This window comes from Pseudoxanthomonas sp. GW2, assembly GCF_000283075.1.
Taxonomy (GTDB): Bacteria; Pseudomonadota; Gammaproteobacteria; order Xanthomonadales; family Xanthomonadaceae; genus Pseudoxanthomonas.
Genome location: NZ_ALIP01000137.1, coordinates 1 through 26,072, shown reverse-complemented (window position 1 = coordinate 26,072; position 26,072 = coordinate 1). Strand labels below are relative to the sequence as shown.

Sequence of the window (26,072 nt, the reverse complement as noted above, 5' to 3'; positions counted from 1 at the left end):
CCCGCCAGCGTGAATGGCCCCGCGGCGACCCGGCGATCCCGGGTCGCCGCGGCGTATCCGCCCGCTTCCATAGTCCGAGATGACCAAGTCCGAACTGATCGAGATCCTGGCTCGCCGCCAGTCGCACCTGAAGGCCGAGGACGTCGACCTCGCCGTCAAGTCGCTGCTGGAGATGATGGCCGGTTCGCTGGCTTCGGGTGAGCGCATCGAGATCCGCGGTTTCGGGAGCTTCTCGCTGCACTACCGTCCGCCGCGCATCGGCCGCAACCCCAAGACCGGGGAGGCCGTGGCCCTGCCGGGCAAGTACGTGCCGCATTTCAAGGCCGGCAAGGAGCTGCGCGAGCGGGTGAGCGACGTCGTGCCCGCCCCGTCCGAGCCGCAGGACGCCTGACCGGCCGCGCCGCGCCGGCCCCGGTCGGCTAAGCTTGGGGGCGATCCGCGCACCGGAGCCTCCGCCCATGAACATCCTCCGCCTGCTGGTCCTGCTCGCCTTCGTCGCGATCGGGCTGGTGGTGGGATCGCTCAATTCGCAGCGCCTCCGCCTCGACTTCGGCCTGGCCGAGGTCTCCACCACATCGGGCATCGCCATCGTCGTCGCGCTGCTGGCCGGCGTGCTGCTGGGCGGCGGCCTGGTCGTGGCCAGCACCGTGCTGCCGCTGCACGCCCGCCTGCGCCGCCTCGAGCGGGCACGCAATGGCGCCAGTGCGCCGGCGGTCGATGGCCTCCACACACCGGCACCCCACCGGGAAGGCAACTAAGCAAATGGAATTCCTCAACGAGTGGTTCTGGTTCTTCCTGTTCCTGCCGCTTGCGGCGCTCACCGGCTGGGTGGTCGGCCGCAGGGGAGGGCAGCGCCACGGTGACACCCAGGTCAGCCGGCTTTCCGGCACCTACTTCCGCGGCCTGAACTACCTGCTCAACGAGCAGCCCGACAAGGCGATCGAGCTGTTCCTGCACATCGCCGAACTGGACAAGGAAACCTTCGAGACCCAGCTGGCCCTGGGCCACCTGTTCCGCCGCCGCGGCGAGGTCGACCGCGCCATCCGCCTGCACCAGGGCCTGGTCCAGCGCACCGACCTGTCCGACGCCCAGCGCGTGCAGGCGCTGCTGGCGCTGGGCGAGGACTACATGAAGTCCGGCCTGCTCGACCGCGCCGAAACCGTGTTCGCCGACCTGGCCCGCATCGACCAGCGCGCGCCGCAGGCGCTCAAGCACCTGATCGGCATCTACCAGGCCGAGCGCGACTGGGAGAAGGCGATCGACAACGCCATGCGCTTCGAGGAAGTGACCGGCGAGCCGATGGGCAAGCTGGTGGCGCAGTTCGAGTGCGAGCTGGCCGAGCGCCACCGCGCCAACGGCGACCTGGACGCCGCCCGCGCGGCGATCGCGCGCGCCTACCAGGCCGACGCCACATGCGTGCGCGCCGGCATCCTCGAGGGCCGCATCGAAGCCAGCGCGAACAACCCCGAGGGCGCGATCCGCGCCTTCGAGCGCGCCGCGCGCCACGACCCGGACTACCTGCCGGAGCTACTGCCGGGCCTGCTCACCGCCTACGCCCAGGTCGGCGACACCGCCGGCGCGCGCGCGTTCCTGGCCGAGATGAGCGAGCACTACCGCGGCATCGCCCCGGTGCTGGCCCTGACCCACCTGATCGAACAGCAGGAGGGCGCGGTGGCCGCGCGCGACTACCTGGGCCGCCAGCTCAAGGACCGCCCCTCGGTGCGCGGCGAGGCCGCCCTGATCGACCTGACCCTCGCGGTCGGCGCCGACAGCACCGCGACCCTGCACGACCTCAAGCACATCACCGACCAGCTGCTGGTGCGCAATCCCAGCTACCGCTGCACCCGCTGCGGCTTCGGTGCCCGCACCCACCACTGGCAGTGCCCGAGCTGCAAGGAGTGGGGCACGGTCAAGCCGCTGCTGAACTACGCCGTGGTATGAGCACGCCAGCGGTGCTGTGGACCAGCCTGGCGCTGGCCGCGGTGTCGGCCCTGGGCACCTGGCTCACCCTGCGCTACGCGCGCCGGCGCCTGCTCGACCTGCCGGGCGAGCGCCGCAGCCACACCGTGCCGACGCCGCGCGGCGGCGGCCTGGGCATCACCATCGCGCTGCTGGCCGGCACCGCGCTGGCGGTTGCCGGCGGCGTGCTGGCCCCGCTCCCGGCGCTGGCCTTCGCCGCCGGCCTGCTGCTGGTGGCCGGGATCGGCTGGATCGACGACCACCGCCCGCTGTCGCCGTGGTCGCGGCTGGCGGTGCAGTGCCTGGCCGGGCTGGTGCTGGCGGCCGGCCTGTACGCGGGGCAGGGCGACTGGCGCTGGGCGCTGCTGGCCTGTGCCGCGGTGCCGGTCCTGGTCAACGTCTGGAACTTCATGGACGGGATCGACGGCATCGCCACCAGCCAGGCGATGATCGCGCTGGCGACCTTCGCCTTCCTCGCGCCGCCGGTGGCCGCGCTGGCCTGGGGGGCGTTCGCCGCCTGCTGCGGCTTCCTGCCGTTCAACTATCCGCGGGCGCGGATCTTCCTGGGCGATGTCGGCTCAGGCACCCTCGGCTACCTGTTGGCGGCGATGGTGGCCTGGACCGCGCCGGCGCTGGCCCGCGAGGGCGGGGCCCTGCAGCCGCTGTTCCTGCTGCTGCCGCTGTCGGCGTTCCTGGTCGATGCCTCGCTCACCCTGGGCCGGCGGGTCCTGCGCGGGGAGCGCTGGTGGCTCCCACATGTATCGCACCTGTACCAGCGTTGGGCCAAGCGTGCGGGCAGTCACGTTCGGGTTAGCCAGGGGTACGGTCTGTTCAGTCTGCTGGCAGGTTGGGTCGCGTATGGTGCCCACGCGTCTGGAACGGTTCGTCCGGCCGCCGTCGCGGGCACCTGGCTCGCATTGGCGGTCGTGCTGTGGCTGCTCCAGGGGAGGCGCATCCAGCACACCTGACAGGACCGTCGCATCCGCATGAACACTGGCCCAGCCTTGCCTGTTTCCCTGCCTCGTACGGCGATCGTCCTGCATGACCTCTTCATGGCCGCGGTGTGCTGGCAGGGGCTGCACGTGCTGCGTTACGCGGCCCGCTCCGAGAGCTACGACTGGACCCTGCTGACGCCCACCCTGGCCATCGTCCTGGCCGCCCAGGGCCTGGTGTTCTGGCGGGTGGGCCTGTACCGCGGCGTGTGGCGCTTCGCCAGCGTCCCGGACATCTGGAACATCATCAAGGCCGCCGGCCTGGGCACCATCGCCATCGTGCTGTGCCTGGCGGTCTACAACCGGCTCGAGGCCCTGCCGCGCGCGGTGCTGATGCTGTACCCGCTGGCGCTGGCCGCCATGCTGGGCCTGCCGCGGCTGCTCTACCGCGTGTGGAAGGACTACCACCTGTCGCGCGGCACGGCCAACCAGCAGCGGGTGCTGATCCTCGGCGCCGGGCAGGCGGCCGAAGCCCTGGTCCGCGACTTGCGCCGCTCCGGCACCTACCAGCCGGTCGGCTTCCTGGACGATGCCCCGCACCTGCAGGGCTCGCAGCTGCACGGCATGCCGGTCCTCGGCCGCCTCGAGGACGCGCCCACCGTGGCCCGTGAGGTCGGCGCCGGCATGCTGGTCATCGCCATCCCCTCGCTGGACGCGGCCGGCATGCAGCGCGTGCTGGGCATCTGCGAGCACAGCGGCCTGCCGTTCCGCACCGTGCCGCGCCTGACCGACGTGCTCGAGGGCAAGGCCATGCCCGGCGAGCTCAAGGAAGTGGCGATCGAGGACCTGCTCAACCGCAAGCCGGTCACCCCGGACTGGGCCATGATCCGCGGCTGGCTGGACGGCCGCACCGTGATGGTGACCGGCGCCGGCGGCTCGATCGGTTCGGAACTGTGCCGGCAGTGCGCGCGCCATGGCGCCCGGCGCATCGTCCTGCTGGAGATCTCCGAGCTGGCCCTGCTGACCATCCATGCCGAGCTGGCGCGGGCCTTCCCCGACGTCGAGGTCGAGGCGGTGCTGGGCGACTGCGGCGATCCGGCCGTCACCCGCCACGCGCTGGAGCGCTCCAGCCCCGATGCCGTGTTCCACGCCGCCGCCTACAAGCAGGTCCCGCTGCTGGAGTCGCAGCTGCGCGAGGCGGTGCGCAACAACGTGCTGGCCACCCATACCGTCGCCGAGCTGTGCCGCGAGTACAAGGTGGGCACTTTCGTGCTGATCTCCACCGACAAGGCGGTCGACCCGGCCAACGTGCTGGGCGCCTCCAAGCGCATCGCCGAGATGATCGCCCAGTCGCTGGACGAGCGGGTCGAGGGCACCCGCTACGTGACCGTACGCTTCGGCAACGTGCTGGATTCGGCCGGCAGCGTGGTGCCGCTGTTCCGCGAGCAGATCCGCCGCGGCGGCCCGGTGACCGTGACCGACCCGGAGGTCACCCGCTACTTCATGACCATCCCCGAGGCCTGCCAGCTGATCATGCAGGCCGCCGCCTCGGGCTCGCACGCGGCCATCTACACCCTGGACAGGGGCGAGCCGGTGCCGATCCGGCTGCTGGCCGAGCAGATGATCCGCCTGGCCGGCAAGCAGCCGGGGCGGGACATCGCCATCGTCTACACCGGCCTGCGCCCGGGCGAGAAGCTGCACGAGACCCTGTTCTACGCGGACGAGCACTACCGTCCCACCGCCCATCCGAAGATCCTGGAGGCCAGCGCCCGGGAGTGCCCCGCCGACCTGCTGCTGCAGGAAATCGAGCATATGCGGACGGCCGTCACACGTTATGATGAGAACGGCCTGCGGCAGGCGCTGGGCGTGCTCATCCCCGGATTTGCGCCCCTGCCTGTCGCGGGTAACAAGGAGAACACCGCTACGGTGGTCCCGTTCCCCCCGCGAGAGGCAGTAAGGACACGATGACCAACAAACGGATACGCAAGGCAGTCTTTCCGGTCGCCGGGCTTGGCACCCGGTTCCTCCCCGCCACCAAGACCGTCCCCAAGGAGATGCTGCCGATCATCGATCGGCCGCTGATCCAGTACGCGGTAGACGAAGCGATCGAAGCCGGGTGCGACACCCTGGTGTTCGTCACCAACCGCTACAAGCATTCGATCGCCGACTACTTCGACCAGCACTACGAACTCGAGCACAAGCTCCGCAAGGCAGGCAAGCTCGAACAGCTGGAGCAGATCAGGGCACCGTTGCCACCGCACGTGCAGGTGGTGTTCGTCACCCAGCACGAAGCACTGGGCCTTGGCCACGCGGTACTTTGCGCCAGGGACGTGGTCGGCGACGAGCCGTTCGCGGTGCTGCTCCCCGACGACCTGATGTGGAACCGCGGCGACGGCGCCCTCAAGCAGATGGCCGACCTGGCCGAGCAGACCGGCGGTGGCGTCATCGCCGTCGAGAAGGTGCCGCACGAGAAGACCTCCAGCTACGGCATCGTCGCCACCCGCGGCTTCGAGGGCCGCAGCGGCCGGATCGAGGCCATGGTCGAGAAGCCCAAGCCGGAGGACGCGCCCAGCAACCTGGCCGTGGTCGGGCGCTACATCCTGCCGGGCAGCATCTTCCAGACCCTGGAGACCACCGGCCGCGGCGCCGGCGGCGAGATCCAGCTGACCGACGCGATCGCCGCGACGATCAAGGCCGGGGGCCACATCGACGCCTACCACTTCGAGGGGCGGCGCTTCGACTGCGGCGCGCACATCGGCCTGATCGAGGCCACCGTGCACTTCGCGCTGGAGCACCCCAAGCACGGTGCGGCGGCCCGCCAGGCCATGCTCGCCGCACTCGAGGAAAAGCGCGGCTGATCCATCCGGCGAAGCTGCAATGAAAACGGCGCCCGAGGGCGCCGTTTTCATGTCCGCGGAGGGCGAGGGCTCAGAGTGCCTCGAAGATGCCCGCCGCGCCCATGCCGGTGCCGATGCACATGGTGACCATGCCGTACTTCTGCTGGCGGCGGCGCAGGCCGTGCACCAGGGTGGCGGTACGGATGGCGCCGGTGGCGCCCAGCGGGTGGCCCAGGGCGATCGCGCCGCCCAGCGGATTGACCTTGGACGCATCCAGGCCGCAGTCGCGGATGACCGCCAGCGCCTGCGCGGCGAAGGCCTCGTTGAGCTCGATCCAGTCCAGCTGGTCCTGGCTCAGGCCGGCCTGCTTGAGCGCCTTGGGGATCGCGGCGATCGGACCGATGCCCATCACTTCCGGGCGCACGCCGGCGACCGAGAAGCTGACGAAGCGGGCGAGGGGAGTCAGGCCGTATTCCTTGATCGCCTTCTCCGAGGCCAGCAGCACCGCGCCGGCGCCGTCGCTCATCTGCGAGGAGTTGCCGGCGGTGACGCTGCCGCCGAACTGGCCGTTGCGGAACACCGGGCGCAGCTTGGCCAGGCCCTCGATCGAGGTATCCGGGCGCGGGCCCTCGTCGGTGTCGACCAGGCGCTTCTTCAGCGCGATCGCATTGCCGGCCAGGTCGGGCAGGTGCGAGACGACCTCGTAGGGCGAGATCTCGTCGCGGAACTCGCCGGCGGCGATCGCGGCCAGCGCCTTCTGGTGCGAGGCGAGGGCGAAGGCGTCCTGGTCCTCGCGCGAGATCTTCCACTCCTCGGCGACCTTCTCGGCGGTGATGCCCATGCCGTAGGCGATGGCCACGTTCTCGTCGCGGGCGAACACCTGCGGGCTCAGCGCGACCTTGTTGCCCATCATCGGCACCATCGACATCGACTCGGTGCCGCCGGCCAGCATCAGGTCGGCGTTGCCCAGGCGGATCTGGTCCGCGGCCAGGGCCACGGCCTGCAGGCCGGAGGAGCAGAAGCGGTTGATGGTCTGGGCGGCGATGGTGTTCGGCAGGCCGGCCAGCAGCAGGCCGATGCGGGCCACGTTCATGCCCTGCTCGCCCTCCGGCATGGCGCAGCCGATGATGGCGTCGTCGATGCGGCTGGTGTCGATGCCCGGGGCCTGCGCGACCACGGCCTTGAGCACGTGGGCCAGCATCTCGTCCGGCCGGGTGTTGCGGAACACGCCCTTCGGCGCCTTGCCCACCGGGGTGCGGGTGGCGGCGACGATGTAGGCGTCCTGGATCTGCTTGGTCATGGCTTTCTCCGAAAGCCGGGATTCGGGATTCGTGATTCGTGAGTCGCCAAAAGCAAACTCCGGATCGAACTCCTCACGCCGGCATCAATGGTTTTCCTGGGTGGGGATGCGCTCTTGCGAATCCCCAATCCCGAATCACGAATCTCAGTTCCTGAGCGGCTTGCCCGTCTTGAGCATGTGGCCGATGCGGGCCTGGGTCTTTTCCTGCTGGGCCAGCTCGACGAAGTGCTTGCGCTCCAGGTTGAGCATCCAGGCCTCGTCGACCAGGCTGCCGCGGTCGACTTCGCCGCCGCACACCACGGTGGCGATGCGGGTGGCGATCTCGTTGTCGTACTCGCTGATGAAGCGGCCCTCGAGCATGTTGACCAGCAGCATGCGGAAGGTGGCGATGCCGACGTCGCCGGCGACCTGGATGCGGCGCTCCGGCAGCGGCGGGCGGTAGCCGCCCTCGGCCAGGTTGCGCGCCTCGGCCTTGGCCACGTGCAGCAGCTCGTGGGCGTTGAACACGATCCGGTCGGTCGGGCGCAGCAGGCCCAGCTCCTTGGCTTCCACGGCGGAGGTCGAGACCTTGGCCATGGCCACCGTCTCGAAGGTCTTCTTCAGCTCGGCGAACACGTCGCCGCCGGCCGCCGCGCGCGAGGCGCGCACCGCCAGCTCCTTGAGGCCGCCGCCGGCCGGCAGCAGGCCCACGCCGGCCTCGACCAGGCCGATGTAGCTCTCCAGGTGGGCCACGGTGCGGGCGCTGTGCATCTGGAACTCGCAGCCGCCGCCCAGGGCCAGGCCGCGCACCGCCGCGACCACCGGCACCAGCGCGTACTTGATGCGCTGGCTGGTGCGCTGGAAGTTGGCGACCAGGGCGTCGAACTCGTCGACCTTGCCGGCCTGCAGCAGGCCCAGCGCACCGGCCAGGTCGGCGCCGGCGGAGAAGGGCTCCTTCTGCTGCCAGATCACCAGGCCCTGGAAGTCGCGCTCGGCGATGCAGATCGCTTCCTGCAGGCCGTTGAGCACGTGGTCGGACACGGTGTTCATCTTGGTCTTGAACGAGACCACGGCGATGCCGTCGCCGTCGTGCCACATGCGCACGCCGTCGTTCTCGTAGACCGTGGTGCCCTGGTCGAACTTCTCGCCCAGCAGCGGATCGGGGAAGCGCTGGCGCTGGTAGACCGGCAGCGACGAGCGCGGCACCAGGGTGTTGGTCGCCGGGCTGTAGCTGCCCTCGGCGGCGTGCACGCCCTCGCGGCCGTCGAGCACCCACGCCGGCAGCGGGGCGTCGCTCATGGCCTTGCCGGCGGCGATGTCCTCGGCGATCCACTGCGCCACCTGCTTCCAGCCGGCGGCCTGCCAGGTCTCGAACGGGCCCAGCGACCAGCCGTAGCCCCAGCGGATGGCCAGGTCGACGTCGCGCGCGGTGTCGGCGATGTCGGCCAGGTGGTAGGCGCTGTAGTGGAACAGGTCGCGGAACGCGGCCCACAGGAACTGCGCCTGCGGGTGCTGGCTCTCGCGCAGCTTCGCGAACTTCTCGGCCGGGTTCTTGATCTTGAGGATCTCGACCACCTCGTCGGCGGCCTTGCGGTCGGCGGCGCGGTAGTCCTGCTTCTCCAGGTCCAGGACCATGATGTCCTTGCCGACCTTGCGGAAGATGCCGGCGCCGGCCTTCTGGCCCAGGGCGCCCTTGGCGATCAGTGCCTGCAGCCAGTCGGGCGACTGGAAGTACTTGTGCCACGGATCCTGCGGCAGGGTGTCGGCCATGGTCTTGATGACGTGGGCCATGGTGTCCAGGCCGACCACGTCGGAGGTGCGGTAGGTGGCCGACTTCGGGCGGCCGACCAGCGGGCCGGTGATGGCGTCGACCTCGTCGAAGCCCAGGCCGAACTGGCGGGTGTGGTGGATCACCGACAGGATCGAGAACACGCCGATGCGGTTGCCGATGAAGTTCGGGGTGTCCTTGGCGTAGACCACGCCCTTGCCAAGGTTGGTGGTCAGGAAGGTCTCCAGGCCCTCCAGCACCGCCTTGTCGGTGGTGTCGGCCGGGATCAGCTCGGCCAGGTGCATATAGCGCGGCGGGTTGAAGAAGTGCACGCCGCAGAAGCGGTGGCGCAGCTGCTCCGGCAGCACCGCGGCCAGGGCGTTGATGCCCAGGCCGGAGGTGTTGGAGGCCAGCACCGCGTGCTCGCCCACGAACGGCGCGATCCTCCTGTACAGGTCCTGCTTCCAGTCCATCCGCTCGGCGATGGCCTCGATGATCAGGTCGCAGTCGCGCAGCTGCTCCAGGCCGGTGTCGTAGTTGGCCGGGGTGATGGCCGCCGCCAGCGACTTGCTGGCCAGCGGGGCCGGGCTGAGCTTGGCGAGGTTGCCGATGGCCTTCAGGACGATGCCGTCGGCCGGGCCCTCCTTGGCGGGCAGGTCGAACAGCACGGTGTCCACGCCCGCGTTGGTCAGGTGGGCCGCGATCTGCGCGCCCATGACGCCGGCGCCCAGCACCGCAGCGCGGCGTACAAGCAGTTTCTTAGACATTTCTTGCAACCTCTTGATATTGAACGGTTACTTTGCTGCCGCCTGCAGTCCTGCGGCGGCAAATCGGATGAGTTCCCGGGCGGCCCGGCTCCGGTGGGCCGCCTCGCTGGCGCTGGCGGGGCGCTTGATCAGGCCGAATTCCGACATCGCGTAGGTCAGCGCCCCGGCCAGGAAGTCCAGGCGCCAGTACAGGGTTTCCTTGTCCAGGCCGGGCAGCACCGCGGCCAGCGCCTTGCCGAACTCGCGCAGCACATGGCCGTAGTGGTCCGACAGGAACCGGCGCAGGCTCTCGTTGTGCTCGGCGTAGGCGCGGGCGATCAGGCGCACGAAGGCGGCACCGCCGTTGCGATCCTGGGCCAGGGCCAGTGCCGGGTCGATGAAGGCCGCCAGGATCGGCTCCAGCTGGCCGGGGTGGTCGCGCAGCGCGGCCTCCAGCTGCTGCAGGCGCTGGGCGGTCATCACGTCCATGCGCCGCCGGAACACCTCGTTGATCAGGTTTTCCTTGGAGCCGAAGTGGTAGTTCACCGCGGCGATGTTGACCGCGGCCTGGCTGGTGACCTGGCGCAGCGAGGTCCCGGCGAAGCCGTGCTGGGCGAACAGCTCTTCCGCCGCGGCCAGGATCCGTTCCTTGGTGGAGAAGTGCGCGGGCTTGCCCATGGCTCCGGACTAAATCAAACGATTGTTTAATCCTAGGCCCGGGCCGGCGACGGGTCATTTTGCGCTGCAGCATCCCGGTGCCTGCAAAGCCGGCCGGCGGATGCTAGAATTCGTCAACGCTACCCAAGCTAAGCCCGCGCCACGCCGCGGGTTTTTCCTTCAGGCCCGGTTCCGCCGGGCCGGTCCCGTTCCCTCAACTCCAAAGAAGAAGAATCCAATGGCGCTGGAGCGCACCCTTTCGATCGTCAAGCCCGATGCCGTCGCCAAGAACGTGATCGGCGAGATCTACACCCGTTTCGAGAAGGCCGGCCTGAAGATCGTCGCCGCCAAGTACAAGCAGCTGACCCGCCGCGAGGCCGAGGGCTTCTACGCCGTGCACCGCGAGCGTCCGTTCTTCAACGCCCTGGTCGAGTTCATGACTTCCGGCCCGGTGATGATCCAGGTGCTGGAAGGCGAGAACGCCGTGGCCAAGCACCGCGAGATCCTGGGTGCCACCAACCCGAAGGAAGCCGCGCCGGGCACCATCCGCGCCGACTTCGCCGAATCCATCGACGCCAACGCCGCCCACGGCTCGGACTCGGTGGAGAACGCCAACATCGAGATCGCGTACTTCTTCGCGGCCACGGAAGTGGTCTCGCGCTGAGCGCATCCAGCACAGGTCGAAGCACGTGTCCGCATTGCAGCCGATTCCCAGCGTGACCACCACCGGCGACCCGGTCGCCGCGCCCGTGGCCGCGCGCCAGAACCTGCTGGAGCTGGACCGTGCGGGCCTGGAGCGCTTCTTCGAGGAAGTCCTCGGCGAGAAGCGCTACCGCGCCCACCAGGTGATGAAGTGGATCCACCACCGCTACGTCACCGACTTCGACCAGATGACCGACCTCGGCAAGGCGCTGCGCGCCAAGCTGCACGCGCATGCCGAGGTCGTCGTCCCCAACATCGTGTTCGACAAGCCCTCCGCCGACGGCACCCACAAGTGGCTGCTGGCGATGGGCGACGATGGCCGCAACGCCATCGAGACCGTGTTCATCCCGGACAAGGGCCGCGGCACCCTGTGCGTGTCCTCGCAGGTGGGCTGCGGCCTCAACTGCACCTTCTGCTCGACCGCCACCCAGGGCTTCAACCGCAACCTGACCACGGCCGAGATCATCGGCCAGGTCTGGATCGCCGCCCGCCACCTGGGCAACGTGCCGCACCAGCAGCGCAAGCTCACCAACGTGGTGATGATGGGCATGGGCGAGCCGCTGATGAACTTCGACAACGTCGTGCGCGCCATGAGCGTGATGCGCGACGACCTGGGCTACGGCCTGGCCAACAAGCGCGTGACCCTGTCGACCTCCGGCCTGGTGCCGATGATCGACCGCCTGTCGGTGGAGAGCGACGTGTCGCTGGCGGTTTCGCTGCACGCACCCAACGACGAGCTGCGCGAGCAGCTGGTCCCGCTCAACAGGAAGTACCCGATCGCCGAGCTGATGGCCGCCTGCGGTCGCTACCTGCGCGCCAACCGCCGCCGCGAGTCGATCACCTTCGAATACACCCTGATGAAGGGGGTCAACGACCAGCCCGAGCACGCCCGCCAGCTGGCGCGGCTGATGCGCCAGTTCGACAACGCGGTGCAGGCGCGCGATTCGGGCAAGGTCAACCTGATCCCGTTCAACCCGTTCCCGGGGACCCGCTACGAGCGCCCGGACGAGTCGGCGATCCGCGCCTTCCAGAAGATCCTGCTCGATTCGCAGGTGCTGACCATGGTCCGCCGCACCCGCGGCGACGACATCGACGCCGCCTGCGGGCAGCTCAAGGGCCAGGTCATGGACCGGACGCGCCGGCAGGCCGAGTTCCGGCGCAGCCTGGGCCGGGAAGGGCAGGCGCCGCGGGCCGGAGGCCATGCGGCGGCCTGATCGGCTCCTGTTCCTGCTCTGTGGCGCCCTGCTCGTGGCAGGCTGCGCCCGCCCCGCGACGGTCAAATCGCCCAAGATCCGCGGTACCGAACGGGTCGCCCCGGTCTACCGGCTGGAGGACGGCGAGGCGACCAAGCGCCGCGTCCAGGTCCGCGACGCCATTGGCCTGGCGACCCAGCGCCTGACCGCCGGCGACCTGGCCGAAGCCGAGAAGCTGGCGCGCAAGGCCCTGCGCCTGGATCCGTCGGCAGTGGACGCCTACACCGTGCTGGGCGCAGTCGAGTCCAGGCGCGGCAACCTGGAGGCCGCTGGCGCGCATTACCGCAAGGCCGCCGAACTGGCGCCGGGCAACGGCGACGTGCTCAACAACTACGGCGCCTGGCTGTGCGCCAACGGCTATCCGGCCGAGGCCCTGGTGTGGCTGGACCGGGCCATGGCGGTGACCGCCCCCGGCTCGCGCGCCTCGGCCCTGGCCAATGCCGGCAGCTGCGCCCTGCGCAGCGGCCAGCTCGAGCGCGCCGAGCAGGACCTGCGCAAGGCGCTGGAGCTGGATCCGGTGCACCCGGCGGCGCTGGCGCAGATGGCCGTGCTCTCGTTCGAGCAGGGCCGGCTGTTGCAGGCGCGGGCCTTCGCCGAGCGCCGGCTGGCGGCTGCGCCCGCCGATGCATCCGTGCTACAACTCGCGGTCAGGATTGAACAGGGGCTTGGCGACAGGGTGGCCGCCAGCCGGTATCAACAGCGGCTACGGGCGGAGTTCCCGGAAGCCGTCACTGACAAAACCGGGGAAGATCCACAGTGATCCATGACAACGCGAACGTCGGGGGAGACGCTCGGGGTTGCGGGGAGCTGCTTCGCGAGGCGCGCGAGGCGGCCGGGTTGGAACTGCGCGAGGTCGCTACGCGGCTGCGCATGCCGGTACACGTGGTCGAGGCACTGGAGCAGGGGCGCTGGGAAGTCATCGGCGCGCCGGTGTTCGTGCGCGGCCAGCTGCGCAGCTACGCGCGGCTGCTGGGCGTGGACCTGGAGCCGCTGCTGCAGGTCCAGGTCGCCCCGCCGGCGCCCGTGGAGCTGGTCAGCCACGTGCATACCCCGCGCCTGCAACGGTTGATGGAGAACGTCGGCCGCCGCGCGGTGTACGTGGTCATCACCGCCGCCATCGCGGTGCCGGTGTGGCTGGCGACCCGTTCGCACTTCGCCGGGCAGCTGCCGACGACCGCTTCGCTGGACGTGCTGCCGGCGGAGGTCGCCGATGCCCCGGCCACGACGGCCCCGGAAGCGCCGCCGGTGCAGGCGCCGCGCGCCAGGCCGCAGGCCCAGGCCGGCGAAGCCGGGCCGTACGTGGCCTCGCTGGCGCCGCCGGTGCGGCAGCAGGCACCGGCGCCGGCGCCGGCCCTGGAGCTGAGCTTCGAGGGCGACAGCTGGATCGAGGTCACCGGCCCCGACGGCCGCGTGATCGAGCAGCGCCTGGCGCGCCAGGGCGAGACGCGCAGCTTCCAGCCGGGCGAGGTCGCCGGCGTGGTGCTGGGCAACGCGGCGGCGGTACGCGTTCAGCAGGCCGGCAGTATCGTGGACCTGTCGCCCTTCAGGAGGGCGAACGTGGCCCGCTTTGCGGTATCCTCTGACGGATCCGTCAAGCCCGCGCAGTAAAGCGGTCCGCGGGCCTTTCCAACAAGAACAAGAACACGTCCCCGTGCGCGCCGCACGGGGCAGGACACTGCATGGCAATCGACGACCTTCTGGACGAGCACGAACAGGGCGAACGCGTCCGCGCCTGGCTGCGCAAGAACCTGCCGGGCATCCTCGCCGGCCTCATCGTCGGCATCGCCGCGATCTGGGGCCTGCGCCAGTGGCAGGAACGCGGCCTGGCCCGGCAGCAGGAGGCGCACGCGGCCTACAGCCAGGCGATCGCCCGGCTGCAGGCCGGCGAGGAAGACGCCGGCGCGGCCCTGGCCGGACAGGAAGGCCTGTACGCCAGCCTCGGCGCGCTGCAGCTGGCCAAGGCCCAGGTCGAGGCCGGCAAGCCCGAGGACGCCATCGCCACCCTGCGCGGGATCAAGGCCGACCCGGCGCTGCAACCGGTGGTCCGGCAGCGCCTGGCGCAGCTGCTGGTTGCCACCGGCAAGCCGCAGGAAGCGCTGGATGTGCTGGGCGAGGACGCCGATGCCGTGGCCTTGGAACTGCGCGGCGACGCGCTGGTGGCCGCCGGCAAGGCGGAGCAGGCGCGTGCCGAGTACCAGCGCGCCCTGGCCGGGCTGGACGCGGAGGCGCCGGCGCGCCGGCGCGTGGAACTGAAGCTGCAGGAAGCCGGTGGCCAGCTGCCGGAGACGGCGGGGTCGATCTGATGGAGCGCACCGACATGATCAAGCGCATGGCGGCCGTGGCCGTCCTGGTCTCGCTGCTGGCGGGTTGCAGCTCGTTCAAGAGCATGTTTGCCGGCAAGAACGCCGAGGCCAAGAAGGCCGCCGAGCCGGCCGAGCTGGTGAAGTTCAAGCCCACCATCAAGCCGCGCAAGGCCTGGTCGGTGGACCTGGGCGACGGCGAGCGCCGGATCGGCGCGCGCCAGGGGCCGGCGGTGGCCGATGGCCGCGTCTACGCCGCCGCGGCCGAGGGCCGGGTGCTGGCGCTGGACCTGCAGACCGGCAAGCGGGTGTGGGAATTCAAGGCCGCCAAGGACGAGAAGCTGCGCCTGACCGGCGGTCCCGGCGCCGGCAACGGCCTGGTCGTGGTCGGCGGCCTGGACGGCGCGGTGATCGCGCTGGACGCCCAGGACGGCAGCGAGCGCTGGCGCGCCAAGGTGCGCAGCGAGATCATCGCCGCCCCGACCGTGTCCCAGGGCCTGGTCCTGGTGCGCAGCAACGACGGCCGCATCACCGCCTTCGACGCCGCCAGCGGCGAGCAGCGCTGGTACGCCGAGCGCGAACTGCCGAGCCTGACCGTGCGTGGCAACGCCTCGCTGACGCCGGCCCCGGGCCTGCTGTTCGCCGGCAACGACGACGGCACCCTGACCGCGCTGGCCCTGCGCGACGGCCGCCTGCTGTGGGAACAGGCCGTGGGCCTGCCCGAAGGCCGCACCGAACTGGAACGCATGGCCGACGTCGACGCGCCGATCGTGATCGACGGCACCATGCTGTACGCCAGCAGCTACCGCAACCGCACCGTGGCCATCGACGGTCCCAGTGGCCGCCCGATGTGGCAGAGCGACCACGGCGGCCCCGGCGCGATCGGCGTGGCGCCCTCGGCGATCCTGGTTTCCAGCGCCGCCGGCACCGTCTACGCCCTTGACAAGTCCAACGGCGTGGCCCTGTGGTCGCAGCCGGCGCTGGCGCGCCGCTCGCTGACCGGCCCGGCGGTGCAGGGCGACTATGCGGTGGTCGGCGACTATGCCGGCTACGTGCACTGGCTGCGCCTGGACAACGGCGAGATGGCCGCGCGCGAGCGCGTCGGCCGCAAGAAGGCGATCAAGGCCGCGCCGGTGGTGGCCGACGGACTGCTGCTGGTGCAGGACGTCAAGGGAGGCCTGACCGCCTTCCGCCTCGACTGACCGGACGGATGCGGGCAGGAATTTCGCGATGCTACCGCTGGTTGCCCTGGTCGGACGGCCGAATGTCGGCAAGTCCACACTCTTCAATGCGCTGACGCGCAGTCGCGACGCCCTGGTCCACGACCAGCCCGGCGTCACCCGCGACCGCCACTACGGCGTGTGCCGGCTGGATCCGGAGCGGCCGTTCCTGCTGGTGGACACCGGCGGCATCGCCGGCGAGGAGGAAGGCCTGGCCGGCGCCACCGCGCGCCAGGCGCGCGCCGCCGCCGCCGAGGCCGACCTGATCCTGTTCGTGGTCGACGGCCGCGACGGCGCCTCGGCCCTGGACGACGAGATCCTGGCCTGGCTGCGCAAGCTGGCGCGGCCGACCCTGCTGGTGATCAACAAGATCGACGGCACCTTCGAGGAGGCGGTGCGCGCCGAGTTCGCGCGCTACGGCTTCGCCGACATGCTGGCCGTCTCCGCCGCCCACCGCCAGGGCCTGGACGACCTGCATGCCGAGGTCCTGGAGCGGCTGCCGGAAGAGGGCAGCGCCGAGGCGCTGGACAACGATCCCAACCGCCTGCGCATCGCCTTCGTCGGCCGTCCCAACGTGGGCAAGTCGACCCTGGTGAACCGCCTGCTGGGCGAGGAGCGGATGATCGCCTCCGAGGTCCCCGGCACCACCCGCGACTCGATCGCGGTGGACCTGGAGCGCGACGGCCGCCTGTACCGCCTGATCGACACCGCCGGCATCCGCCGCCGCGGCCGCATCGAGGAAGCGGTCGAGAAGTTCAGCGTGGTCAAGACCATGCAGTCGATCGAGCACTGCCAGGTGGCGGTGCTGATGCTCGACGCCACCGAGGGCGTGACCGACCAGGACGCCACCGTGCTGGGCGCCGTGCTCGACGCCGGCCGCGCCCTGGTGGTCGCGGTGAACAAGTGGGACGGCCTGAGCACCTACCAGCGCGAGCAGGCCGAGGCGATGCTGGAGCGCAAGCTCGGCTTCGTGCCCTGGGCCGAGGTGGTGCGCATCTCCGCGCTGCACGGCTCGGGCCTGCGCGAGCTGTTCCGCGCCATCCACCGCGCGCACGCCTCCGCCACCCGCACCTTCAGCACCAGCGAGGTCAACAAGGCGCTGGAGATCGCGGCGGAGACCAACCCGCCGCCAAGCATCCGCGGCCACGTCTCCAAGCTGCGCTACGTGCACCCGGGCGGCGAGAACCCGCCGACCTTCGTGATCCACGGCACCCGCCTGAAGGTGCTGCCGGATTCGTACAAGCGCTACCTGGAGAACTTCTTCCGCAAGCGCTTCAAGCTGGTGGGCACCCCGGTGCGGATGCTGTTCCGCGAGGGCGCCAACCCGTACGAAGGCAAGAAGAACGAACTGACCGAGCGACAGGTCGCGCGCAAGCGCCGGCTGATGCGCCACGTCAAGCGCGGCAAGTGAGCGCGATCCCGGCCGCCGCGGAGATCACCCTGGGCCTGCTGGCCGGTGGTCGCGGCAGCCGGCTCGGCGGCGTCGACAAGGCCTGGATCGAGCGTGATGGCCAGCCGCAGGTGCTGCGGCTGGCGCGCCGGTTCCCGGGCGAGGTCGGCGCGGTGCTGGTAAGCGCCAACCGCGAGCTGGCGCGCTACGCCGATGCAGGCCTCCAGGCCGTGCCCGACCGCCTGCCACCGGACAGCGGTCCGCTGGCCGGGATCGAGGCCCTGGCCGCGGCCTGCCGCACGCCCTGGCTGCTGACCTTGCCGGTGGACCTGTTCGACACCAACGACTGCCTGGTGCGCACCCTGGTCTCCTGCCGCGATGCCGACGGCGCCGTGGCCGAGGATGCCGACGGCCTGCAGCCGCTGGTGGCGCTGTACCGCGTCGAGGCGCTGCGCGCGGCTTTGCCGGCCGCGCTGGCCGCCGGCGAGCTGGCGCCGCGCCGCCTGCAGCAGCGGCTGCGCATGGCCCGGGTGGCCTTTGCCGGCGTACGCTTCGGCAACCTCAACACCCCCGCAGACCTGGCCGCGGTGCGCATCGTGCTGCCGCCGCGCTGAGGCGCCGCCCACCACCGCACGGGAGCCGCGATGACCGACTTTCCCAGCCGCATCACCGTCCGCCAGGCGCTGGACCTGCTGCACGAGGCGGCCGCCGGCCGCGGCCGCGCCAGCGAGCAGGTGCCGACCCGCCGCGCCGACGGCCGCGTGCTCGGCGCCGACGTGGTTGCGCCGATCGCGCTGCCGGCGTTCGACAACAGCGCGATGGACGGCTTCGCCGTGCGCCATGCCGACCTGTCCGCCGATGCGCCGGTCACGCTGGAGCTGGCCGGCGAGCAGTTCGCCGGTCCGGACCTTGGCCTGTGCGTGGGCCCCCGCCAGTGCGTGCGCATCACCACCGGCGCGCCGCTGCCGGCCGGCGCCGACACCATCGTCATCCGCGAGGATGTGGTCGAGCAGGACGGCCGCGTGCAGGTGCCGGCCGCCATCCGCGCCGGCGCCCACGTGCGCAGGCAGGGCGAGGACGTGGTGGCCGGCGAGGTGGTGCTGCGCGCCGGGCAGGTGCTGACCCCGGCGCGGATCGGGCTTGCCGCGGCCCTGGGCATCGACCGCCTGGAGGTGGTCGTGCGGCCCACCGTCGCCGTGTTCGCCAGCGGCGACGAGCTGGCCGAGCCGGGCCTGCCGCTGCGCCCGGGCCAGGTCTACAACAGCAACCGCGAGCAGCTGATGGCGCAGCTGCGCGCCGCCGGCCTGGAGCCGGTGGCCTGGCCGACATTGCCCGACGATCCGGTGCTGATCGCCGCGGTGCTGGACGACGCTGTGGAGAACTTCGACCTGGTGCTGACCTGCGGCGCGGTGTCGGCGGGGGAGAAGGACCACCTGCCGCGCTGGCTGCAGTCCCGCGGCCGGATCCATTTCTGGAAGGTGCGCATGCGCCCGGGCATGCCGCTGCTGTTCGGCGAGGCCGGGCGGGCGCTGGTGCTCGGCCTGCCGGGCAATCCGGTGTCGGTGCTGGCAACCTTCCATGTGTTCGGGCGGGCACTGGTCGATGCGCTGCAGGGCCGCGAGCCGCGCCCGCGCTGGCGCGCGCGCCTGGCCGCGCCCTGGCACAAGCGCCACGAGCGCTTCGAGTTCCTGCGCGGGCGCCTGTTCCAGGAGGACGACGCCACCCTGTACGTGCACCCCGAGCCCGCCGACGGCTCGCACCGGCTGCGCGCCGCCGCGGCCAGCGACGCGCTGATCGTGCTGGAGGAGGGCGCGCGCGCGTACGCCGCCGGCGACCTGGTCGAAGTGCTGCCGCTGTAGCCGGGCACGGCGACGCAGCGTTGCGCGGCCGCGGCCCAATGCGCGCTTCCGCCGCCGGGCCATTGGCGTCGATAATCCGGCGCATGGACAGCGTAACGGTGACGCCGCGGCAGGCCCGCGAACGCCAGCGGCAGGGCGTGCTGCTGATCGACATCCGCGAGCCGCACGAACGCGTCTCCGGCCAGGCCGAGGGCGCGCTCGGCGTGCGCCGCGCCGAGCTGGAGGCCGATCCGGCCCGCCACCTGCCGGACCCGCAGGCCGAGGTACTGCTGATCTGCCAGGTCGGCAAACGCTCCCGCGCCGCGGCCGAGGCCCTGCGCGGCGCCGGCTTCGCCCGCGTTTACTCGGTCGATGGCGGCACCAATGCCTGGGCCGGCGAAGGGCTGCCCCTGGTGCGGCCGCAGCTGGAGCCGGCCGAGGCTGATTTCCTGGAGCGTTATTCGCGCCACCTGCGCCTGGCCGAGGTCGGGATCGAAGGCCAGCGGCGCCTGGCCGCGGCCCGCGTGCTGGTGGTCGGCGCCGGCGGGCTGGGTTCGCCGGCGGCGTTCTACCTGGCCGCGGCGGGCGTGGGCCACCTGCGCCTGGTGGACGACGACATCGTCGACCGCAGCAACCTGCAGCGGCAGATCCTGCATACCGAGGCCTCGCTCGGCACGCCCAAGGTCGAATCGGCGCGGCAGCGGCTGCAGGCGCTCAATCCCTCGATCCGGATCGAGCCGGTGCAGGCGCGGGTCACGTCGGACAACGTCGAGGCACTGCTGGACGGCATCGACGTGGTGGTCGACGGTTCGGACAACTTCCCGCTGCGCTACCTGCTCAACGACGCCTGCGTGAAGCTGGGCAAGCCGCTGGTGTACGGGGCGGTGCAACGCTTCGAAGGCCAGGCGAGCGTGTTCGATGCTGGCCGCCACCGCGGCGCGAAGCCGTGCTACCGCTGCCTGTTTCCGGAGCCGCCGCCGCCGGAGTTCGCGCCCAACTGCGCCGAGGCCGGGGTGCTGGGCGTGCTGCCGGGCATCGTCGGCCTGCTCCAGGCCAACGAGGCGATCAAGCTGCTGCTGGGCATCGGCGAGCCGCTGGCCGGGCGCCTGCTGCAGTTCGATGCGCTGGCCATGCGCTTCCGCGAGCTGAAGTTGCCGCCGGACCCGGACTGCCCGGTGTGCGCCGAAGGGCGGCCGTTCCCGGGCTACATCGATTACGCGGCGTTTTGCGCCACGACCTGAAGCGGCGGACGGCGGGTCGGCACCCATGCGGGCCGCGGCCCGCGGAGGAGGACATCCATGGCGGTCGAAGCGGGTGGCGCGGAACAACTGGTCAAGGTCGTCGCCCTGCTCGGGGCGGCGGTGGTCATGGTGCCGCTGTTCCGGCGTCTGGGCCTGGGCTCGGTGCTGGGCTACCTCTCGGCGGGGCTGCTGATCGGTCCGTTCGGACTGGGCTGGTTCTCCGACCCGCAGGCGATCCTGCATGTGGCCGAGCTGGGCGTGGTTATGTTCCTGTTCCTGATCGGGCTGGAAATGCGCCCGGCCCACCTGTGGAGCCTGCGCCGGCAGATCTTCGGCCTGGGCACGCTGCAGATCGGGCTGTGCACCGTGGTGCTGACCGGGGTGGCGTGGCTGTGCGGGCTGCGGATGCCGGCGGCCTTCATCGGCGCGGCCGGCTTCGTCCTGACCTCCACGGCGGTGGTGATGCAGCTGCTGGGCGAGCGCGGCGACATTGCCCTGCCGCGGGGGCAGAAGATCGTTTCCATCCTGCTGTTCGAGGACCTGCTGATCGTGCCGCTGCTGGCCCTGGTGGCGTTCATGTCGCCGCTGCCGGCCGCGGCGGGCGAGGGCAGCCGCTGGATGGCGGTGCTGGTGGGCATTGGCGCGCTGGGCGGCCTGGTGGTGGCGGGCGTGTGGCTGCTCAATCCGCTGTTCCGGCTGCTGGCGCGGGTACAGGCGCGCGAGGTGATGACCGCCGCGGCGCTGCTGGTGGTGCTGGGCGCGGCGCTGCTGATGGAGGTCGGCGGGCTGTCGGCGGCGATGGGCGCGTTCCTGGCCGGCGTGCTGCTGTCCGGTTCGACCTTCCGCCACCAGCTGGAGGCCGACATCGAGCCGTTCCGCGGCCTCCTGCTGGGCCTGTTCTTCCTCGGCGTGGGCATGGCCCTGGACCTGGCGGTGGTGGCCGCCAACTGGCCGCTGATCCTGTCCGGCCTGCTGGCGATGATGGCGGCCAAGGCGGCTTGCATCTACGTGGTCGCGCGGATCACACGCACCGGCCACCGCGATGCGCTGGACCGCGCGGTGCTGATGGCCCAGGGCGGCGAGTTCGCCTTCGTGCTGTTCTCGGCGGCGCAGGCGGCCGGGGTGATCGACGGGACGGCCAATGCCAACCTGACCGCGATCGTGGTGCTGTCGATGGCGCTGACGCCGCTGGCGGTGCTGGCCGTGCGGCGCCTGTTCCAGCGCGAGGAGGCCCCTTCCATGGACGGGATCGAGGAGGCCGACGGGCAGAGCGGCAGCGTGCTGATCGTCGGTTTCGGCCGCTTCGGCCAGGTGATGAGCCAGGCGCTGCTGGCGCGCGACGTGGACGTGACGATCATCGATACCGACATCGGGATGATCCGCAGCGCCGCCGAGTTCGGCTTCAAGGTCTACTACGGCGACGGCACCCGCGCCGACGTGATGCGCGCCTCCGGCGCGGCCAGCGCGCGGGTGATCGCGGTGTGCGTGGACGACCGCCGGGCCGCCACCCGCATCGCCCGGCTGTGCCGCGAGGAGTTCCCGCAGGCCCGGGTGCTGGTGCGCGCGTACGACCGCGAGCACGCGCTGGAGCTGGCGGCGCTGGACGTGCACTTCCAGGTCCGCGAGACCTTCGAGTCGGCGGTGCGCTTCGGCCAGGCCGCGCTGGAGGCGCTGGGCACCGAGCCGCAGCTGGCGGCGCGCATCGCCAGGGAGATGCGGCGCCTGGACGCCGAGCGCTTCGCCCTGGAGCTGGCCGCCGGCGACGTGCGCGCCGGGCGGCCGCTGATCATCGGCCATACCCCGCCGGCCACCCCCACCCCGTTCACTCCCCCGAAGCGGGTGTCGCGCCGCCTGGACGAGGCAGACGGGGACGGGGCAGGGCAGCCGCCGGCCGGCTGAGCCGGCGCCTCAGCCGTGGCGCTTGCGCGCGGCCTCGAACGCGGCCAGCTGCTCCGGCGTGGCCTCGCGCTGGTGGCGGGCCTTCCACTCGGCGAAGGGCATGCCGTAGATGGCCTCGCGGGCCTGTTCCCTGTCCATTTCCAGCCCGGCCTCGAGCGCGGCCTCGCGGTACCAGTCGGCCAGGCAGTTGCGGCAGAAGCCGGCCAGGATCATCAGGTCGATGTTCTGGACGTCGGTGCGTTCCTGGTTGAGGTGCCGCAGCAGCCGGCGGAACGCGGCCGCCTCCAGTTCCACCGTGTCGACCATGCGCCTACCTCGTGCGTCCGGAATCGGGGAGAATGTGCCGCTCCGCCGCACCGTCCCGCAAGCATCCCGATGACCGCACGCATCCTCGATGGCCGCCGCGTTTCCGAAGACCTGCTCGAAGAACTGAAGACGCGGGTCGACGCGCGCGTCGCACGCGGCCTGCCGCGGCCGGGCCTGGCCGTGGTCCTGGTCGGCGACGACCCGGCCTCGGCCGTGTACGTGCGCAACAAGCGCCGGGCCGCGGAGAAGGTCGGGATCGAGGCCTTCGACTACGACCTGCCGGCCGGCACCAGCGAGGCCGAGCTGCTGGAGCTGATCGACCGGCTCAACGCCGACCCGAAGATCCACGGCATCCTGGTGCAGCTGCCGCTGCCGGGCATCCCCGACGCCAGCCGCCTGATCGAGCGGATCGACCCGCGCAAGGACGTGGACGGCTTCCATCCCTCCAATGTCGGCCACCTGGCCCTGCGCCAGTTCGGCCTGCGCCCGTGCACCCCGCGCGGGATCATGACCCTGCTTGCGCATACCGACCGCCCGGTGCGCGGGCGCAATGCCACGGTCGTCGGCGTGAGCAACCACGTCGGCCGGCCCATGGGCCTGGAGCTGCTGATCGCCGGCTGCACCGTGACCAGCTGCCACAAGTTCACCCCGCCGGAAGTGCTGGAGCAGTCGGTGCGCAATGCCGACATCCTGGTGGTGGCGGTGGGCCGCCCGGGCATCGTCCCCGGCGAGTGGGTCAAGCCTGGCGCAGTGGTGATCGACGTGGGCATCAACCGCCTGGAGGATGGCCGCCTGGTCGGCGACGTCGGCTACGAGGCCGCGGCCGAGCGCGCCAGCTGGATCACCCCGGTGCCAGGCGGCGTCGGCCCGATGACCGTGGCCACCCTGATGCAGAACACCCTGGAAGCGGCCGAGGCCGCCGCTGCCTGATCGCCTGACCGCCTGATCGCCTGACCCGCGGCGGCCGCCGCTGCGGCTGCCGCCGCGCGCCCCGGCGTCGCGGTGGCTTCACGACGCCAGCGACACACTGCCGCCCTGTGACCGCGGCGGAGGATCGGGCTTATCGGCGCCATGGACAGACGCTGCTGGCTGGCGGCTCCGATCGTGCCGCCGCTGCTCGCCGGCTGCGCCGGGCCGCAGTCGGCGCTGGACCCGGCTGGCCCCTCCGCGGCGGCAATCGCCGGGATCTGGTGGGGCCTGTTCTGGATGGCGCTGGTGGTGTGGATGCTGGTCACGGCGCTGCTGCTGGCCGGCCTGCGCCGCCGTCGCCATCTTTCCGAGGCCGGCGCACGGCGCATGATCGTCGCCGGTGGGCTGGTGCTGCCGACCGGGGTGCTGCTGGGACTGCTGGTGCACGGCACCCTGGCCAGCGACCGCGTCAGCGGGCGCAGCGCCGATGCCTCGCACCTCGTTGCCGTCACCGGGCGGCAGTGGCACTGGGACTTCGTCTACCTGGGCGACGACGGCCGGCCGCTGGCGGCATCCACCGACCTGCTGGCCATGCCGCTGGGGCGGATGGTCGAGTTCCGGATCGAAAGCGCCGACGTGATCCACAGCTTCTGGATCCCGCGCCTGGGCGGCAAGATCGACGCCATCCCCGGGCGCACCAACGTGCTGCGCCTGCGGGCCGACCAGGCCGGGTCCATCCGCGGCCAGTGCGCCGAGTTCTGCGGGCTCGAGCATGCGTTCATGGGCTTCGAGGTGCAGGTGCTGGCACCGGCCGAGTACGAGGCCTGGCTGCGCGACAACGCCGTGGCGCAGGCAGGGGAGGGCAGCCCATGAGCGAAGCGCGCATGGACACCTTGCCGCCCGGGGAGAACAGCCGCCGCCTGGCGGCGCTGGCGCGGATCTGGAACAACGCCCCGGGCTGGCGCGGCCAGCTGACCGCGGTCAACCACGGCACCGTGGGCCTGCGCTTCATCGCCACCGGCTTCGCCTTCCTGCTGGCCGGCGGCGCGCTGGCCATGTTCATCCGCCTGCAGCTGGCCTGGCCGGGCAACCAGGTGCTGGATCCGGAACGCTACGCCCAGTTCGTGACCCTGCACGGGACCACGATGATGTTCCTGTTCGCGGTGCCGATCATGGAAGGCTTCGCGATGTACCTGCTACCGAAGATGCTGGGCGCACGCGACCTGCCGTTCCCGCGGCTGGGTGCCTTCGGCTACTGGTGCTACCTGTTCGGCGGCCTCTTCCTGTATTCGGGCCTGTTGTTCGGCGAGGCACCGGACGGCGGCTGGTTCATGTACGTGCCGCTGACCGACGCGACCCATTCGCCGGGACGCGGCGTGGACTTCTGGCTGATCGGCGTGACCTTTGCCGAGATCGCGGCGGTGACGGCGGCGGTGGAGCTGATCGTGGCGATCCTGCTGTGCCGCGCTCCGGGCATGGATATCCGGCGCATGCCGTTGTTCGCCTGGGCGATGCTGGTCACCGCCTTCATGATCGCCTTCGGCTTCCCGCCGCTGATCCTGGGCAGCATCCTGCTGGAGATCCAGCGCGCCTTCGGCTTCGTGTTCTTCGACGTGGCCCGCGGCGGCGACCCCCTGCTGTGGCAGCACCTGTTCTGGCTGTTCGGGCATCCGGAGGTCTACATCATCTTCCTGCCCGCGGCCGGCGTGGTGTCGATGGTGGTGGCGACCTTCGCGCGCAGGCCCATCGCCGGCTACCTGTGGATCGTGCTGGCGCTGGTGACCACCGGCTTCCTCAGTTTCGGACTGTGGGTGCACCACATGTTCGCGGTGGGCATCCCGCTGCTGGCGCTGGCCTTCTTCAGCGCCGCGAGCATGGCCGTGGCCATCCCCACCGGCATCCAGGTGTTCGCCTGGCTGGCCACGCTGTGGGCCGGGCGGCCCTGGCTGCGGGTGCCGATGCTCTACCTGGTCGGCTTCTTCATCACCTTCGTCGGCGGCGGCCTGACCGGGGTGATGGTGGCCCTGGTGCCGTTCGACTGGCAGGTGCACGACACCCACTTCGTGGTCGCGCACCTGCACTACGTGCTGATCGGCGGGCTGATGTTCCCGATGTTCGCCGGGTTGTATTACTGGCTGCCGCTGGCCAGCGGGCGGATGCCCTCGGAAAGCCTCAGCCGCACCGCGTTCTGGATGGTGTTCGTGGGCTTCCACCTGGCTTTCCTGCCCATGCACCTGACCGGCCTGCTGGGTATGACCCGGCGTGCCTACAGCTATCCGGAACAGCTGGGCGTGCACTGGCTCAACCTGCTGTCCACCGCCGCCAGCTTCGTGCTGGCCGCCGGCACGGTCGCCATCCTGATCGACGCGGCGCTGTGCTTCCGCCATGGCCGCCCCGGGCGGCGCAACCCGTGGCGCGCGGGCACCCTGGAATGGGCATTGCCGCATCCGGTACCGGCCTACAACTTCGCCTCGCTGCCGGTGGTGGCCGACCGCTATCCGCTGTGGCAGGACCGCGGGCTGGCCGCGCGCACCGCGGATGCCGCCGGGCTGCTGGGCGATCCGGCATCGGGACGGCGCGAGTCGATGGGGACCTCGATCCTCGGCGGCGTGCCCGAGCAGGTGATCCGCCTTCCCGGCTCGAGCTGGCAGCCGCTGCTGGCCGCGCTGGCGATCGCGGCGCTGCTGGCCTGCTTTATCGCCAGGCTCTACCTGGGCTCGGTGCTGGTGCTGGTGGTCCTGCTGGGCCAGTTCTGCGCGTGGGCCTGGACCACCGGCGACCGCCATGCGCCGGCCAGGGTGCAGGCCGGCCCGCGGCTCGGACTTCCGGTGCAGTA

The 26,072-nt window shown here is 71.3% G+C and carries 24 protein-coding genes; 20 read left to right on the top strand and 4 right to left on the bottom strand.

Annotated elements, in window-relative coordinates; genetic code table 11:
- The first annotated feature begins 79 nt into the window (after positions 1-79).
- The 6 genes from B351_RS0112670 to galU all read left to right on the top strand — a co-directional run bounded on the left by B351_RS0112670 (position 80) and on the right by galU (position 5,749).
- A complete protein-coding gene (locus B351_RS0112670) occupies positions 80-391 on the top strand; it encodes an integration host factor subunit beta (protein ID WP_019399404.1) in 312 nt (103 codons plus the stop codon).
- Between the two features lie 67 nt (positions 392-458).
- Positions 459-758, top strand: coding sequence for a lipopolysaccharide assembly protein LapA domain-containing protein (locus B351_RS0112665; protein WP_019399403.1), 300 nt, complete (start codon positions 459-461; stop codon positions 756-758).
- A 4-nt stretch (positions 759-762) separates the two neighbouring features.
- The gene (gene lapB, locus B351_RS0112660; RefSeq protein WP_019399402.1) at positions 763-1,941 is read left to right on the top strand and encodes a lipopolysaccharide assembly protein LapB; all 1,179 of its coding nucleotides are present in this window, start codon (positions 763-765) and stop codon (positions 1,939-1,941) included.
- A complete protein-coding gene (locus B351_RS0112655) occupies positions 1,938-2,927 on the top strand; it encodes a glycosyltransferase family 4 protein (RefSeq protein ID WP_019399401.1) in 990 nt (329 codons plus the stop codon). Before lapB ends, B351_RS0112655 begins: the two co-directional genes overlap by 4 nt.
- 18 nt (positions 2,928-2,945) lie before the next feature.
- Positions 2,946-4,859, top strand: a complete 1,914-nt coding sequence (locus B351_RS0112650; RefSeq protein WP_026010688.1) for a nucleoside-diphosphate sugar epimerase/dehydratase — start codon at positions 2,946-2,948, stop codon at positions 4,857-4,859.
- The gene (gene galU, locus B351_RS0112645) at positions 4,856-5,749 is read left to right on the top strand and encodes a UTP--glucose-1-phosphate uridylyltransferase GalU (RefSeq protein ID WP_019399399.1); all 894 of its coding nucleotides are present in this window, start codon (positions 4,856-4,858) and stop codon (positions 5,747-5,749) included. The genes B351_RS0112650 and galU overlap by 4 nt, the downstream gene beginning before the upstream one ends.
- Positions 5,750-5,819: 70 nt before the next feature.
- Here the strand turns inward: galU and B351_RS0112640 are convergent, their stop codons facing one another.
- The 3 genes from B351_RS0112640 to B351_RS0112630 all read right to left on the bottom strand — a co-directional run bounded on the left by B351_RS0112640 (position 5,820) and on the right by B351_RS0112630 (position 10,199).
- Positions 5,820-7,028 carry an acetyl-CoA C-acyltransferase gene (locus tag B351_RS0112640; RefSeq protein ID WP_019399398.1) on the bottom strand — a complete coding sequence of 403 codons (1,209 nt, stop codon included), beginning with the start codon at positions 7,026-7,028 and terminating at the stop codon, positions 5,820-5,822.
- A gap of 144 nt (positions 7,029-7,172) precedes the next feature.
- Positions 7,173-9,542, bottom strand: coding sequence for a 3-hydroxyacyl-CoA dehydrogenase/enoyl-CoA hydratase family protein (locus B351_RS0112635; RefSeq protein WP_026010687.1), 2,370 nt, complete (start codon positions 9,540-9,542; stop codon positions 7,173-7,175).
- A gap of 27 nt (positions 9,543-9,569) precedes the next feature.
- The gene (locus tag B351_RS0112630) at positions 9,570-10,199 is read right to left on the bottom strand and encodes a TetR/AcrR family transcriptional regulator (protein ID WP_019399396.1); all 630 of its coding nucleotides are present in this window, start codon (positions 10,197-10,199) and stop codon (positions 9,570-9,572) included.
- 217 nt (positions 10,200-10,416) lie between these two features.
- Here B351_RS0112630 and ndk point away from each other — a divergent pair, with 217 nt between their 5' ends.
- The 11 genes from ndk to B351_RS0112575 all read left to right on the top strand — a co-directional run bounded on the left by ndk (position 10,417) and on the right by B351_RS0112575 (position 22,021).
- Positions 10,417-10,842 (top strand): nucleoside-diphosphate kinase, encoded by a 426-nt coding sequence (gene ndk / locus B351_RS0112625; protein WP_019399395.1) that lies wholly within the window; start codon positions 10,417-10,419, stop codon positions 10,840-10,842.
- Between the two features lie 34 nt (positions 10,843-10,876).
- Entirely contained in the window at positions 10,877-12,094 is a 1,218-nt protein-coding gene (gene rlmN / locus B351_RS0112620) for a 23S rRNA (adenine(2503)-C(2))-methyltransferase RlmN (RefSeq protein ID WP_039731618.1), read from the top strand.
- The gene (pilW, locus tag B351_RS0112615; RefSeq protein ID WP_050992208.1) at positions 12,081-12,893 is read left to right on the top strand and encodes a type IV pilus biogenesis/stability protein PilW; all 813 of its coding nucleotides are present in this window, start codon (positions 12,081-12,083) and stop codon (positions 12,891-12,893) included. Before rlmN ends, pilW begins: the two co-directional genes overlap by 14 nt.
- On the top strand, positions 12,890-13,741 hold the full coding sequence (locus tag B351_RS0112610) for a helix-turn-helix domain-containing protein (RefSeq protein ID WP_026010685.1): 852 nt from the start codon (positions 12,890-12,892) through the stop codon (positions 13,739-13,741). Before pilW ends, B351_RS0112610 begins: the two co-directional genes overlap by 4 nt.
- A 71-nt stretch (positions 13,742-13,812) precedes the next feature.
- Entirely contained in the window at positions 13,813-14,436 is a 624-nt protein-coding gene (locus B351_RS0112605) for a tetratricopeptide repeat protein (RefSeq protein ID WP_019399391.1), read from the top strand.
- Positions 14,436-15,635, top strand: a complete 1,200-nt coding sequence (gene bamB, locus B351_RS0112600) for an outer membrane protein assembly factor BamB (protein WP_019399390.1) — start codon at positions 14,436-14,438, stop codon at positions 15,633-15,635. The genes B351_RS0112605 and bamB overlap by 1 nt, the downstream gene beginning before the upstream one ends.
- A 28-nt stretch (positions 15,636-15,663) precedes the next feature.
- Complete coding sequence (gene der / locus B351_RS0112595; RefSeq protein ID WP_019399389.1) at positions 15,664-17,064, top strand: ribosome biogenesis GTPase Der; 1,401 nt, start codon at positions 15,664-15,666, stop codon at positions 17,062-17,064.
- Positions 17,061-17,657: a molybdenum cofactor guanylyltransferase gene (locus B351_RS0112590; protein ID WP_019399388.1), complete on the top strand. Its 597-nt coding sequence runs from the start codon at positions 17,061-17,063 to the stop codon at positions 17,655-17,657. Before der ends, B351_RS0112590 begins: the two co-directional genes overlap by 4 nt.
- Positions 17,658-17,687: 30 nt before the next feature.
- Entirely contained in the window at positions 17,688-18,902 is a 1,215-nt protein-coding gene (gene glp / locus B351_RS0112585; RefSeq protein ID WP_019399387.1) for a gephyrin-like molybdotransferase Glp, read from the top strand.
- A gap of 83 nt (positions 18,903-18,985) precedes the next feature.
- Entirely contained in the window at positions 18,986-20,122 is a 1,137-nt protein-coding gene (gene moeB, locus B351_RS0112580; protein ID WP_019399386.1) for a molybdopterin-synthase adenylyltransferase MoeB, read from the top strand.
- Positions 20,123-20,179: 57 nt separating this feature from the next.
- Positions 20,180-22,021 (top strand): monovalent cation:proton antiporter-2 (CPA2) family protein, encoded by a 1,842-nt coding sequence (locus B351_RS0112575; protein ID WP_019399385.1) that lies wholly within the window; start codon positions 20,180-20,182, stop codon positions 22,019-22,021.
- Positions 22,022-22,030: 9 nt separating this feature from the next.
- Here B351_RS0112575 and B351_RS0112570 read toward each other — a convergent pair whose 3' ends face one another.
- Positions 22,031-22,327: a DUF1244 domain-containing protein gene (locus B351_RS0112570; protein ID WP_019399384.1), complete on the bottom strand. Its 297-nt coding sequence runs from the start codon at positions 22,325-22,327 to the stop codon at positions 22,031-22,033.
- A gap of 69 nt (positions 22,328-22,396) precedes the next feature.
- On the opposite strand from B351_RS0112570, the gene folD reads away from it, so the two are divergent.
- The 3 genes from folD to ctaD all read left to right on the top strand — a co-directional run.
- The gene (folD, locus tag B351_RS0112565; protein ID WP_019399383.1) at positions 22,397-23,257 is read left to right on the top strand and encodes a bifunctional methylenetetrahydrofolate dehydrogenase/methenyltetrahydrofolate cyclohydrolase FolD; all 861 of its coding nucleotides are present in this window, start codon (positions 22,397-22,399) and stop codon (positions 23,255-23,257) included.
- Between the two features lie 141 nt (positions 23,258-23,398).
- Positions 23,399-24,109, top strand: a complete 711-nt coding sequence (locus B351_RS0112560) for a cytochrome c oxidase subunit II (RefSeq protein ID WP_019399382.1) — start codon at positions 23,399-23,401, stop codon at positions 24,107-24,109.
- A partial coding sequence (gene ctaD, locus B351_RS0112555; RefSeq protein ID WP_019399381.1) for a cytochrome c oxidase subunit I occupies positions 24,106-26,072 on the top strand: 1,967 nt, incomplete at its 3' end. The genes B351_RS0112560 and ctaD, both read left to right, overlap by 4 nt.